The organism is Mycobacterium sp. IS-2888 (assembly GCF_001954215.1).
Lineage (GTDB): Bacteria > Actinomycetota > Actinomycetes > Mycobacteriales > Mycobacteriaceae > Mycobacterium.
The window spans coordinates 106,263-118,713 of the sequence record NZ_MBET01000053.1 but is presented as its reverse complement, the minus strand read 5'-3'; the positions used below and the strand labels follow the sequence as shown (position 1 = coordinate 118,713).

Here is a 12,451-nt window from a genome sequence, read left to right as displayed (position 1 = left end):
CATTATCAAAACACTCACTCCCGGCGCGCCGACTAAGTACCGTGAGGCTATGTCGGAATTGTCGGGATTCGACACTCACGACATTCACCAATCGGCCAAATCGGCCCAGGATTTGGCCGGCCCGGATTGGTCGCACTGGCCGGCTCGCGTTTTAGGCCACCCCGATTCAGCGAGAATCGCCTACCGCTCGGGCACCCACCGCATCATCTCCCCCGATCAAACTTGGTCTGCCGTCCAACCTCTGCTGGCACCCGCCGGCATCACCCGCGTAGCCGACCTCACCTGGCTCGACGACATCGGAATTCCGACCGTGCAGGCGGTGCGACCGGCCTCGCTGACGTTGACGGTCAGTCAGGGCAAGGCCACCACCTATCGCGCCGCGCAGGTCTCCGCGGTCATGGAGTCGTTGGAGAACTGGCACGTCGAGAACGTCAAGCCAGACCTATTACGCACGCCCACAACAAATCTCGCCGCGGAGCTGACCTACGATCCCGCCGACCTCAACCGTCCCTGGGGTAGCCTCTACCATCCCGGCGCCAAGCTCGATTGGATGATCGCAACGACGTTGCTAACCGGCCGTCAGACCTGGGTGCCGTGGTTAGCCGTCCTGGTGAACGTGGCGGTCACCGATTCCTGGGGACCGCCGATGTTCGCGATGGACACCACAGGGTTGGCTTCGGGCAACAGTTACGACGAGGCGACCCTGCACGCTTTGTACGAGGTTATGGAACGGCATAGCCTTGCCACCGCCGAACCGGGGTCGACGTTGTTCCACGTGCCGCTCGACGACGTGGCCGCCTCCGACTGCGCCCCATTGGTCGAAAAGGTTCACCAGGCGGGCAGCGAACTGCAGATCGCCCGGCTCGACACCTGGGACGGTTTCTTCTGCTTCGCGGCGGAGCTGACGTCGCCGGCGGTGGAGGTGCCGTTCAGCGGCAGCGGGCTGCATCACGACCCAAACGTGGCATTGTCACGGGCGATCACCGAAGCCGCGCAATCCCGGCTGACCGCCATCAGCGGAGCGCGCGAGGATCTGCCCGCGGCCATCTACCAACGCTTTGCCCGCCTGCACACCTACGGCGCCGCGGCACGGTCCATGCGGTCGATGCCCAGCGCGGAACCGAGGCCGTGGCAGATCGAGGGCACCGACTCGCTGGCCGAGCTGACGGCGTCGGCAGCCACCGCGGTTGCCACCCGGTCGGGCACCGAGCCGCTGGCCGTGGTGTGCGACTTCCCCGGCGGATGCGTCCCCGTCGTCAAGGTCATCGCCCCCGGCCTGATGGCATCGATCGTCTCGCCGATGCGGACCCCGCTGCAGGCCCCGGCATGACAACTTCCGCGCGCATCGTCGTGACAGCCGGACCCACCATCGGCGTCGACGACATCCGGACCGTGGTGCCCAAAGCTGAAGTGGTGGAACCGATTTCGTTCGGACATGCTCTCGGGTACGGGTTGCGGCCGGGCGATACGCTACTGATCGTCGACGGGCTTTTCTTTCAGTCGGCCTCCGTCCGTCACAAAGAACTCCTCACCCTGATCGACGACGGCGTGCGCGTTGTCGGCTCGTCCAGCATGGGTGCGTTGCGCGCGGCGGAACTGCACGAATTCGGCATGGAAGGCTACGGCTGGGTCTTCGAGGGCTACCGGGATGGCTGGCTGGAGGCCGACGACGAGGTAGGCATGGTGCACGGCCATCCCGAGGACGGATACCCGGTCTTTGTCGATGCCCTGGTCAACATCCGTCAAACCCTCAGGGCCGCAGTCGAATCCGGAGTGGTCTCCGCATCGTTGTCCGATCGACTCATCGACGAAGCGCGCCGCACACCTTTCACCATGCGCACCTGGAACCGGCTGCTGGACGCCTTGCACGTCCCGGAAAGCCGAGAGCTGGCCAAGCGGCTGCGGTCGATGCGGGTCGACGTCAAACATGCCGATGCGCTGCTCGCGCTGCGCGAGATTGCCCGTGGGCCCGGTGGCGGTACCGCCGCGCCGGGCCCGCCTCCAACCGTTTGGTCGCACCGGTGGCGGCAGCGTTGGGCACCGCCGACGGCTGTCGCCGTAGCGGCCGAAAACGGCGACGAGTCGATCGTGCATGTTCGCGATGACGAGGTGCTGTCGCTGCTGAGCGTGTGCGCGACTGACCACTGGGCGTATCTCCCCGCGCTCGAGCAGGTCGCCGCCTGGTACTGGACGTCCGAACATCCCGCCGAGCCGGGCAGCGTGAAGGAGCGTGCCGCTGCGGCCGTCACCGAGGTGACCGCCGGTGCGCCATGCGACACCGACGAACAAAAGCTGGCGGCCCTGCAGACCGTGGCGCACCGCTACGCGCTGGCCGCGGGCATCATCGACGAGTCGGGCTTTCCCGAAACTGTCAGCGAGCAATGGCTCACCGCTGAGGAGCGGGAAACAATAGGTGCCGATCCGATCGCAATATCGGCCCGGATCGTCACGCGCACGCTGTTTTTCAGCCGCTCGCTGCCGGCCATCCAGCACTTCCTCGATCTGCTGCGCGATGATCCGAGGCAGCCCGAATGGCGCGAGCTGGCCGCGCGGGCGGTGGCCAGGCGTGACGAATTGGCACTCCAGAAGCCGCACTTGAACCTTCACCGGCCGGATCCGACACAGCTGAAGAACCTCTTCGGCGCCCGGTGGGGCACCCCAGTGGACCGCGTAGCGCTGGCCCGGCGTGGGCTGATGACCGAGGACGCCTTCTACGCGGCCGGTTCGCTATTTGCCGTGGCAGCGGCCGATGACCAGCTGCCGACCTTCGAAGTCGGCACCCTCGGTCGGGGCCACGCGACGATGGTGGGTAGCCGTTAGTCTCGGCTTCGTGCGCGAGGTCAATCCGACCGGCTACAGCCGCTACGTCGCCATCGGGGACAGCCAGACCGAGGGCTTGTGGGACGGCGACGACACCGTCGGCGTCCTGGGATTCGCCGACCGGCTCGCGGCCATGCTCGATTCGCTCTATCCGGGTCTGCAGTACGCCAACCTCGCGATCCGCGGCAAGCTGGTGGCCGACGTCCTCCGCGAGCAGGTCCCGGAGGCACTGGCGATGCGGCCGGATCTGATCACCGTCTGCGCCGGGATGAACGACGTCATCCAGCCCGGACGATCCTTCGGCCGCGCCCTCGCCGACCTCGACCACGTCTACGCCGCGCTCGCCGAGTCGGGGGCGACTGTGGTGACGACGACCTTCCCGAACGTCGCGCAGTTCCTACCCCTCGGCCGGGTGGTGGGCCCGCGGCTCGCCCGCATCAATACCGCGATCCGCGTCGCCGCCGACCGCTACGGATTCAGGCTCGTCGACCTGTACAGCGCGCCGTCGATGCGCGACCTGCAGACCTGGAGCATCGACCGCGTGCACGCGTCCACCCACGGGCACATCCTGTTTGCCGCCGCAGCGGCCGAAGCCCTCGGGCTGCCCGACAGCAATCATGACTGGGCCGCGGCCAGCCTCAACCCCACGCGCTCGATCACCGCCGGCGCCTACGGCCACCTGCGCTGGGCGCAGGACAGTTTCTTCCCCTGGATTTGGCGCCGCATGCGCGGTCTGTCGTCGGCCGACGGGCGGGTGCCGAAGCGCCCGCGCCTGGAACCGGTCCGCGCGGAGGGCATTGCGGCGCGGATCGAGCGCCCGTCAGGCATCCTTGACCCATGAATGTTCAGGCTTTGCTGCAGTCGATCCCGCCGCTCGCGGTCTACCTCGTGGTCGGCGGTGTGGTCGGGATCGAGAGCCTGGGCGTGCCCCTTCCCGGCGAGATCGTGCTAGTGAGCGCCGCCCTGATGTCCTCGCATCACGACCTCGCCGTCAACCCGATGGGCGTCGGCGCGGCCGCCGTCATCGGCGCGGTCGTCGGCGACTCGATCGGCTACAGCATCGGGCGCCGGTTTGGCCTGCCGCTGTTCGACAAGCTCGGCCGGCGTTTTCCCAAACACTTCGGCCCCGGGCACGTGGCGCTCGCCGAAAAGTTGTTCAACCGCTGGGGAGTTCGGGCGGTGTTCTTCGGCCGCTTCATCGCGCTGCTGCGGATCTTCGCCGGGCCGCTGGCCGGCGCGCTGAAGATGCCTTACCCCCGCTTCCTCGCGGCCAACGTCTCCGGCGGCATCTGCTGGGCCGGCGGCACCACCGCCCTGGTCTATTTCGCCGGAATGGCCGCCGAACGGTGGCTGGAACGGTTCTCCTGGATCGCGCTTGTCGTCGCCGTGGTTGCCGGCGGCATCGCGGCAATCCTGTTGCGGGAGCGCACATCCCGCGCGATCGCCGAACTCGAAGCCGAGCACGAACGCAAGACCGGCACGACGGCCGTCGACGCCGCTTGATGTCGGGCTAGCCGACCCCCTCATCCTCCGTCGGCGTGCGGTGCTGATCGATCAGGGTGCGGGCCATCTTCTGGGCGCGCAGGGCGGCATTGGGATCGCCCACCGCCGCGAGAATGATGGCGCCCTTCATCAGGATGTGCCAGGACCAGGCGAAGTCCTCGATGTCGGACAGGCCCGCGGCCACGGCGCGCTGGCGGACGATGTCGCGGACGTTGTCGATGTGCGCGACGCTGGCCTGCCCGGCCGGGTGATCCGCTCCCAACTCGAGCAACACGTTGATGAACGAGCAGCCCTCATAGCCGTCGCGAAGTTGAAACCAGTCGTGCATGACGTCGAAGATCGCCAGCAGCTGTTCCTCCGGCGTGGTGCCGCGCTCGCGTGACTGCGCCTCGATCAAACCGTGCGTCCAGACCTCCTCGCGGCGCTGCAACACGGCCAACACGAGATCGTCCTTGGTCGCGAAATGCCGGTACAGCGTCGCCTTGGCCACACCGGCCCGCTCGATCACCTGATCGGTGCCGACCGCGCGAATGCCCCGCCTGCTGAACAGCTCGTATGCGGCGTTCACGATGCGTTCACGAGGCGGGGTGGCTGGCGTCGCGACATCAGGCGTTGTCATGACCCGCCTCACCATACTCTTAAGGCCAGCCAGTAGACAGACCGGCCTGTCTCGTTATACAAATGAGATTCGCGATCCGCGAAAGTCTGTCTTCAGACGTGCAGGACGGGCATCCATCCCGGCGCCAAGCGCCGGTGGAAGGGAGTCCATCATGAGTCCGGTCATTTCAGAACCGATATCGCGGCCCCATCTGATGCTCAGCACCCGGCTGGTCTACGAGCTCGGCGACCCCCACAGCAGGCTGCGGGCGACCACCGATCGGTGCGAAGGCGCGGTGCTGATCAACGCCGGCGGCGAGATCGACGCCTGCAACGAGCACGCCTGGCGCCACCTGGTCACCGAGGCGGCCAACGTCGCAACCCCGCCCGGCCCCCTCGTGGTCGACGTCACCGGCCTCGACTTCATGGCCTGCTGCGCGTTCGCGGTGCTCGCCGATCAGGCGCAACAATGTCATCGCCGTGGCATCGAACTACGCGTGGTCAGCCGCCAGCCCGTCGTCGCCCGAGTCATCGACGCGTGCGGGCTCGACGGCCTGCTGCCCATCTATCCGACGACGGACTCCGCGCTGTCGATGCCCGCTCGCTGGTGAGCTGGCTTCCGCCAAAGACGTTGGGCCACAGTCGCTTTCCTTCTCGGCCTCGGAGGCTGGATGAGCGATCTTCCCAGTTTCCGGCCCACCTTCGGTGTTGAGGAGGAATTCCTCCTCATCGACCCGCGCACCGGCGAGCCCGCGCCGCGCAACACCGCGGTGGCGGACGAAGCCGAGCGCCGCGGCGTCACACTGCAGCTCGAGCTGAGCAGCTGCCAGGTCGAAACGACCTCCAGCGTGGTGAGCGGCAGCTCGGAACTCGGCGAGGAACTCATCCGGCTGCGGCGCACCGCGGCGCAGGCCGCCGAGGCCGCCGGGGTTCGGCTGCTGGCCTTGGGGCTGCCGCCGGCCACGCCGCACGAGTTTCCCGTCACGGACACCGAGCGATACCGGCGGATCGGCGAGCAGTTCGGCATGATCGCCCACGAGCAGGGGATCTGCGGATGCCACGTCCACGTGGAGGTGCCCGACCGGGCGGCGGCCATCCACGTCAGCAACTGGCTGCGGCCGTGGCTCCCGTCGCTGCTGGCGTTGTCGGCGAATTCCGCGCTGTATCGCAACGCCGACAGCGGCTACGCGAGCTGGCGCAGCGTCCTGTGGCGACGCTGGCCCGTCGCCGGGCCGCCGCCGTTCTTCCCGGCGCCCGAGGATTACGACCGCACCGTGAACATGCTGATCGACAGCGGCGTGATCCTCGATCGCAAGATGATCTATTGGGACGTGCGCCCGTCGGAGAACTTCCCGACCATCGAGGTCCGGGTGGCCGACGTACCGGCGACCGTCGCCGAGACCGTGGTGCTCGCCACCCTGATCCGGGCCGCGGTGATGACGGCGCTGGCCGCGCGCGCCCGCGGCGACGACGTCGGGCGCCTGCAACCCGCGGCGCTGCGGGCGGCGTATTGGAAGGCCGCCCACGACGGATTGGCGGGCCATGCGCTCGATCTGGTCGGTGGCCGCGGGGCGGTGCCGGCCCGTGAACAGCTGCATACCCTGGTGCAACGGTTGCGCCCCGCGCTGGACGCGCTCGGTGAATACGACCGCGTCACAACGGAACTCGACCGTATCGCCGCGCAGGGCAACGGGGCGATACGGCAGTTGCGGGCTTGGCGAAAACGCCGCGAGGTGATGGACGTCATCGCGGCGGCCGCGGACGCCACGCTAAGTTGACCGACACTGCTATACCGTCAGCAGCCGATACAGCCCGATGAGGCCGACCACAACGATGGTGGAGCGCAACGCATTTGGCGACAGCCGACGCCCGTAGCGCGCGCCGAGGAATCCTCCGATCAGCGAGCCCGCCGCGATGATCCCGGCGACCGGCCAGCTGATGCGATCGAAGGCTACCAGCGTATAGCTCACCGCCGCAACAACATTCACCACCAGCGTCAGGAGGTTCTTCGCCGCGTTCATCCGCTGCACCGACTCCGGCAGCAGCGCGCCCATCACGCCGACCAGCAGGATGCCCTGCGCCGCAGTGAAATAGCCGCCGTAGACGCCGATGCCGAAGGTGGCGAGCACCAGCACCGCCTTTCGCGCCGGCGTGATGTGCCCGGCCGAGCGCCCCTCTTCCTCGGCGCGCCGGCGCGCCCACGACTGGATTCGCGGCCCGATCACCACCAGGATCAGGGCCAGCACCAGCAGCACCGGCACGACCCGGGCGAACACCGTCGGGGGCAGGTGCAGGAGCAGGAAGGCACCCACCATCGCGCCCGACAGCGATGCCGGGATCTGCCAGGCCAGCCGATCCCACTGGCCGCGCAGCTCGGCGCGATAACCCCAGGTGCCCGACACGCTGCCCGCCACCAAACCGACCGCGTTCGACATGGTGGACGTCACCGGCGGATAGCCGAGGGCGACGAGCGTCGGGAACGTGATCAGCGTGCCCGACCCGACGAGCGCATTGATGGCACCGGCGCCAAACCCGGCCAGGGCGATCAACAGCACATGGGAGAGCAGCACTCCCGAGGAGCTTAGTCCGCGTCAGGCGGACGGCGCTTCGGGACCGCGATCGACGCCGGTGCGTAGCTTGACCGACGCGGAGTACGCGAGCGTGCGGAACCGCAGCACCGGGTCGTCGGAAGGTTCGATGCCGTCGGTGACACGCATCGGGTCGAATACCACGATGTCGTCGCCACGTTCGCGTTCGGTGTCCAATCCGGTGATCTCGAGGGTGCCGACGGTGACCGTCTCGGTGCTCTGCCACGGCGCCGAGGGGTCCACGGTGGAGTCGTTCGGCCCGGCGATCTGCACGCGAAAGTCGAACCGCACCGGCCCACCGGCCAGGCGGGCGGCCAGCTCGTCGGTGAGAAAGTCTTGGCCCGAGGCGGATCCGGAGCTATGTCCCTCCCCCGCCGCCGGGATCAGGTGGTAGCGAACGAATCTGGTGCTGCCGTCGGCGCCGATCCAGCGGAAGGCGTGCAGCCCGTGGTATTCGGTGGTGGCGTAGCTTGCCGGGACCTTGCCGGCATCGCGCAGCAGCGGCAGCGCGCCGAGCAGCCGGGGGTGGGTGAGGAAGTACCGGGCCAGGCGCAGCGGTGTGGTGAGGCCGGGCCGCATCGCCTTGAGCAGGTCGACGAAGCCGTCCGGGGTGCTCGACACGAACAGCCGCGCGGTCTGGGTCGAGACGTCCGTCGTGGAGCCGTCGGGGAGGGTGAACTTCACCGCCATTCCGCGCACGCCCGGCGAGTTGTCGGCCTGCGTCGGGTTTCCCGATCCGTTGGAAAAGCGGACCAGCGCCGGGACCGTCGAGCCGTCGAGATGCTTGGCGCGGGACAGCACGGCCCCGTCGGGTGTCGCGGTGAAGGTGCCGCGGTACAGCGTGCCTTTCGCGTGCAACGCCCGGCAGCCCGGCTGCGCTCCCCCGGTGCCTCGAATCGCCTCGATCGCGTCGTCAGGAGTGACCATGCGCGAATCTTAAGGCGCTAGTCGGGCAAGCCGAAGAGTTTGACGACGCCGTGATCGCGACCCGCCGTATAGCCGCCGTCGACGGCGATGGCCTGGCCGCTGACGAAGGACGCGTCGGGCGACAGCAGGAAGGCCGCCATGGCCGCGACCTCGTCCGGTTGGCCGAGCCGCTGCAGGGCGTGCTCCTCGGTGATGGAGGCCAGCGGGCCCTCCATGCCGGGCAGGCCGAAAACGCTTTGCGCCATTGGTGTTTCGATGAAGCCGGGACAGATCGCGTTGGCGCGGATGCCGCTGGGGCCGTAGTCGAGCGCAATGTTCTTGGTGAGCAACACGACGCCGCCCTTGGCCGCGTTGTACGAGCTGCCGCCCGCGGTGCCCTCCAGGCCCTCGATGCTGGCGACGGTGACGATCGAGCCCCGTTCGCCGTCGACGCGGTCCTGCTCGATCATTCGCGCCAGCGCGGCCTTAGCCACGAGAAACGTGCCGGTGAGGTTGATGCCGATCACCCGCTCCCATTCCTTGCGGTCGAGCAGGTGCACCGGCCCGCCGCCGGCGACGCCCGCCGCGTGGAACACGCCGTCGAGGCGGTCGGGCACGGCGGCCAGCACCGCGGCGATGGCGTCCTCGTCGGTGATGTCGGCGGTGACGAAGTGGAAGTCGGCTCCGAGGTCGGGTGGGGCGGCCACGTCGGCGCCGATGACGGTGCCTCCCTCGGCGAGCAGACGCCGCGCGGTGGCCAGGCCGATGCCGGACGCCGCGCCCGTCACGACGAAGGTGCGGGACACGGCGCGATCGGCGTTGATCATGGCAGTGATAGTGGCACACCGGCGCCCGGTGCGCGCCCAGGGCGCCGCGCGCTACTGACCCGGCCGGCCGTCCCGGGTGCGCTCGTAGAACCGTCGGACCCGCGCCCGGTTGCCGCAGTCGGCCGTACTGCACCAGCGGCGGTTCTGCCGGTGACTGCCGTCGACGAACAGCCAGCCGCAGGCAGAGTCGCCGCATCCCTTGATGCGCGAGAAAGGGACGGTGGTCAACAGCGTCACCGCTTCGGCGGCCAGCCGATGCAGCGGCGTTTGGGCGATCAGCGTCGCCTCATGCCATGCGCCGACATCCCCGTCGATCGTGAGGCGTTGGGCCCGCAGCGCGGATCGGTACGCGTCGGCGATCGCGCCGGCGTCGCGGGTCGACCCGCACCCCGTCCAGACGCGATGGAGCGCCTCTCTGAGCCGGACGGTCTGACGCAGCGCTTTGCCGGCGGCATCGCGGTGCGAGTCGGCCCACTGGGCGAGCTCACGCGCCTCGCCTGGGGACAGCACACCGGCGTGACGCGCCCACGCCGCGAGGTCGAGGTAGTCCTGCAGGTATTCCGTACGGCGCTGCGGGTCACCCCGCCACGCCACCGTATTGACCAGGTCGACCGCGGGATGACCCCCACGCAGGTCGAGTAGGGCAGCCTCCGAGCGCACCATCAGCCATCACCGCCTAATTCCTAAATATCGATTTAACCATTAGGCAGTGGGGTACGCGTATCGGTATGAGATGCGTACCTGCAGACCGGGTCGGATTGGGCGTCGGCGCGCTGTGCCTGTCCGCCTCGGCCGTGTTCCTCAAATTGGCCGCGACAACGCCGGCGACCGCGACGGCCGCACGCTGCCTGTTCGCGCTGCCGGTGGTCGTCGCGCTCGCTATCCCGGAATGGCAACGTGGCCGTGGTCTGTCACGACGCGGCCTGCTGTTGGCCGTCTGCTGCGGTGTCCTGTTCGCCGGCGACATGTTGCTGTGGACGCAGGCCATACCGGAGGTGGGGGTGGGCCTGTCGACCGTCCTGGTCAACACCCAGGTCGCCGTCGTCCCACTGTTGAGCTGGCTCGTCGACCGGGAGAGGGTCTCACTCCAGTTCCTGCTGGCGCTGCCCGCACTTTTGGTCGGCGTCGCGCTCGCCGGCGGGGTGCTGGAGCACGGGATCTCAGGCAGCAACCCTGCGCTGGGCACCGCGCACGCGATCGGTGCCGCGCTGTGCTACTCGGGATTCCTGTTTCTGCTGCGACGCGGCGGGCAGGCCGGCCAACCCATGCAGACCTACGCGGTGCTACTGGCCACGTCGGCTGCTGTGGCGGTCGCCGCCGAACCCCGGTGGCACGGCCTGGACCTGTGGCCGGGCTGGCGCGCCTTGGGGTGGTTGATGCTGGTCGCCGTGACGGGCCAGTTGCTCGGCTGGTTGTTCGTGGCTTTCTTCTCGGCCCGCGTCCCCAGCACCGTCAGCTCTGCGCTGCTATTGCTGACTCCGGTGGGCGCGGTCGTATTGGGCGCCGCCGTGCTGGGCGAGCGCCCCTCCGTGCTGCAGCTCGGCGGTTGCGCGATGGTGCTGTCCGCCGGCTACCTCGCCAGCGCGCATCGATCCGAAACCCCGGCCCGCCGCCACATGCCGGAGCGGGACCGCGTATCACAGAGTGGAACAAATTGAGATCAGCGGAGGGCTTATGGACAGCACGACGCTCGCCGGGCTGGTCGAGCAGCACGCCCGGCGGCGGCCCGACGACGTCGCGATCCGCTACGGCGAGCGGCAGTGGTCGTGGGCCCAGTGGTGGTCGCGGATTCGGCGCGCGGCCGGTGCGCTGCAAGCCGCCGGCGTGCGGCGCGGCGACTGCGTCGCGTTCCTGGACAAGAATCACCCGGCCTGCCTGGAAATCCTGTTCGCCGCGGCGTCGATCGGCGCGGTGACCACCGTCGTCAACTGGCGAGTGATGGGCGATGAGCTCGCGCACGTGCTGGCCGACAGCCGCCCGCGGTTGCTGTTCGCTGGCGCCGAACTGCGGGCCGCCGCCGAGGCGGCCGCCGCGCGAGTCGACGGCCTGGACCGCATCGTGGTGATCGACGACCAGTACGAATCCCTGCTCGCCGCAGCGCAACCCGCGCAGGCCGCCGAGGTCGACGCGGGCGAAACCGCGCTGGTGATCTACAGCTCCGGCACCACCGGGCGACCCAAGGGCGTGCTGCTCAGCCAGCGCGCGCTGGTTAATCACGCGGCGAATCTGGCGCCGGCGTTCCCGTTCGCCGACGGCGACGCGAATCTCGTGGCGATGCCCCTCTTCCACGTCGGCGGAATCGGGTATGCGCTGTTCGGCATCGCGGCGGGGGCGCCGACGATCATGACCCGCGAGCCCGACGCCGCGGCATTGATCGGGGCGGTGCGGGCTGGCGCGACCCACGCGTTCTTTGTGCCACCCGTCATCGCCCGGTTCCTGGACGCCGGCGAGTCGGCGAGCGCCGCGATCGCGGGCCTGCGCTACATCGTCTACGGGGCGGCGCCCATGCCGTCGCCCCTGCTGCACCGCGCGCTCGAAACCTGGCCCGAGACGAAGTTCGTCCAGGTGTACGGGCAGACCGAACTGTGCGGGGCCGTCACGGCGCTCGGCGACGACGACCACCGCGACCCCGACCGGCCGCACCTGCAGCTGTCCGCCGGAAAAGCCGTGCTGGGCACCGAGATTCAAGTCGTCGATCCCGAAACGGGCGAGCGGTTACCCGCCGGCGAGCCGGGCGAAATCTGGGTGCGAAGCAACCAGAACATGACCGGCTACCTGAACCGTCCGGAGGCCAGCGCCGAGACGATCACCGCCGACGATTGGGTGCGCACCGGCGACATCGGCCGCCTCGACGCCGAGGGCTACGTCTACATCGAGGACCGGCTCAAGGACATGGTCATCACCGGCGGCGAGAACGTGTACGGCCCCGAGGTGGAAAGCGTGCTCATCAAGCATCCCGCCGTCGCCGACGCCGCGGTCATCGGCGTGCCCGACGACTACTGGGGCGAATCCGTCAAGGCGATCGTGGTGACCACCGATGACGTCGACGCCGGCGACATCGTCGAGTTCTCCCGCCGGCACCTGGCCGCCTACAAATGCCCGCGAACCGTCGAGTTCGTGCCGGAACTGCCCCGTAACGCGAGCGGGAAGATCCTCAAAACCCAGCTGCGCGAACCCTATTGGAAGGACCGCACGCGAAAGGTCTAGGGA

At 68.8% G+C, this 12,451-nt stretch carries 13 protein-coding genes; 8 read left to right on the top strand and 5 right to left on the bottom strand.

Going from position 1 to position 12,451, the window contains the following annotated elements; genetic code table 11:
- The first annotated feature begins 49 nt into the window (after positions 1–49).
- The 4 genes from A5745_RS09505 to A5745_RS09490 are packed head-to-tail and all read left to right on the top strand — an operon-like array spanning position 50 to position 4,323.
- Positions 50–1,330: a YcaO-like family protein gene (locus A5745_RS09505; protein WP_083662836.1), complete on the top strand. Its 1,281-nt coding sequence runs from the start codon at positions 50–52 to the stop codon at positions 1,328–1,330.
- On the top strand, positions 1,327–2,820 hold the full coding sequence (locus A5745_RS09500; protein ID WP_076115854.1) for a TfuA-like protein: 1,494 nt from the start codon (positions 1,327–1,329) through the stop codon (positions 2,818–2,820). The genes A5745_RS09505 and A5745_RS09500 overlap by 4 nt, the downstream gene beginning before the upstream one ends.
- Positions 2,750–3,661: an SGNH/GDSL hydrolase family protein gene (locus A5745_RS09495; RefSeq protein WP_083662834.1), complete on the top strand. Its 912-nt coding sequence runs from the start codon at positions 2,750–2,752 to the stop codon at positions 3,659–3,661. The genes A5745_RS09500 and A5745_RS09495 overlap by 71 nt, the downstream gene beginning before the upstream one ends.
- Complete coding sequence (locus A5745_RS09490; RefSeq protein WP_076115852.1) at positions 3,658–4,323, top strand: DedA family protein; 666 nt, start codon at positions 3,658–3,660, stop codon at positions 4,321–4,323. The genes A5745_RS09495 and A5745_RS09490 overlap by 4 nt, the downstream gene beginning before the upstream one ends.
- A 7-nt stretch (positions 4,324–4,330) precedes the next feature.
- Here the strand turns inward: A5745_RS09490 and A5745_RS09485 are convergent, their stop codons facing one another.
- Positions 4,331–4,942, bottom strand: coding sequence for a TetR/AcrR family transcriptional regulator (locus A5745_RS09485; protein ID WP_076063855.1), 612 nt, complete (start codon positions 4,940–4,942; stop codon positions 4,331–4,333).
- A 151-nt stretch (positions 4,943–5,093) separates the two neighbouring features.
- Between A5745_RS09485 and A5745_RS09480 the strand changes: the two genes are divergently transcribed.
- Together A5745_RS09480 and A5745_RS09475 are read left to right on the top strand one after the other, a co-directional pair.
- Complete coding sequence (locus A5745_RS09480) at positions 5,094–5,531, top strand: anti-sigma factor antagonist (protein WP_076115851.1); 438 nt, start codon at positions 5,094–5,096, stop codon at positions 5,529–5,531.
- 60 nt (positions 5,532–5,591) lie between these two features.
- Positions 5,592–6,698, top strand: a complete 1,107-nt coding sequence (locus tag A5745_RS09475) for a glutamate--cysteine ligase (protein WP_076115850.1) — start codon at positions 5,592–5,594, stop codon at positions 6,696–6,698.
- 9 nt (positions 6,699–6,707) lie between these two features.
- Here A5745_RS09475 and A5745_RS09470 read toward each other — a convergent pair whose 3' ends face one another.
- Genes A5745_RS09470 through A5745_RS09455 form a run of 4 tightly spaced genes read right to left on the bottom strand, consistent with a single transcriptional unit; the run spans position 6,708 to position 9,904 of the window.
- The gene (locus tag A5745_RS09470) at positions 6,708–7,475 is read right to left on the bottom strand and encodes a sulfite exporter TauE/SafE family protein (protein WP_175879794.1); all 768 of its coding nucleotides are present in this window, start codon (positions 7,473–7,475) and stop codon (positions 6,708–6,710) included.
- Between the two features lie 36 nt (positions 7,476–7,511).
- Positions 7,512–8,435, bottom strand: coding sequence for a catalase family peroxidase (locus A5745_RS09465; protein ID WP_076115848.1), 924 nt, complete (start codon positions 8,433–8,435; stop codon positions 7,512–7,514).
- A 17-nt stretch (positions 8,436–8,452) separates the two neighbouring features.
- Entirely contained in the window at positions 8,453–9,241 is a 789-nt protein-coding gene (locus tag A5745_RS09460) for an SDR family NAD(P)-dependent oxidoreductase (RefSeq protein ID WP_076115847.1), read from the bottom strand.
- Positions 9,242–9,292: 51 nt separating this feature from the next.
- Positions 9,293–9,904 carry an ABATE domain-containing protein gene (locus A5745_RS09455; RefSeq protein ID WP_076115846.1) on the bottom strand — a complete coding sequence of 204 codons (612 nt, stop codon included), beginning with the start codon at positions 9,902–9,904 and terminating at the stop codon, positions 9,293–9,295.
- 65 nt (positions 9,905–9,969) lie between these two features.
- Between A5745_RS09455 and A5745_RS09450 the strand changes: the two genes are divergently transcribed.
- The gene (locus A5745_RS09450; protein WP_076115845.1) at positions 9,970–10,899 is read left to right on the top strand and encodes a DMT family transporter; all 930 of its coding nucleotides are present in this window, start codon (positions 9,970–9,972) and stop codon (positions 10,897–10,899) included.
- Between the two features lie 16 nt (positions 10,900–10,915).
- Positions 10,916–12,448, top strand: coding sequence for a long-chain-fatty-acid--CoA ligase (locus tag A5745_RS09445; protein WP_076115844.1), 1,533 nt, complete (start codon positions 10,916–10,918; stop codon positions 12,446–12,448).
- The last annotated feature ends 3 nt before the right edge of the window (positions 12,449–12,451 follow it).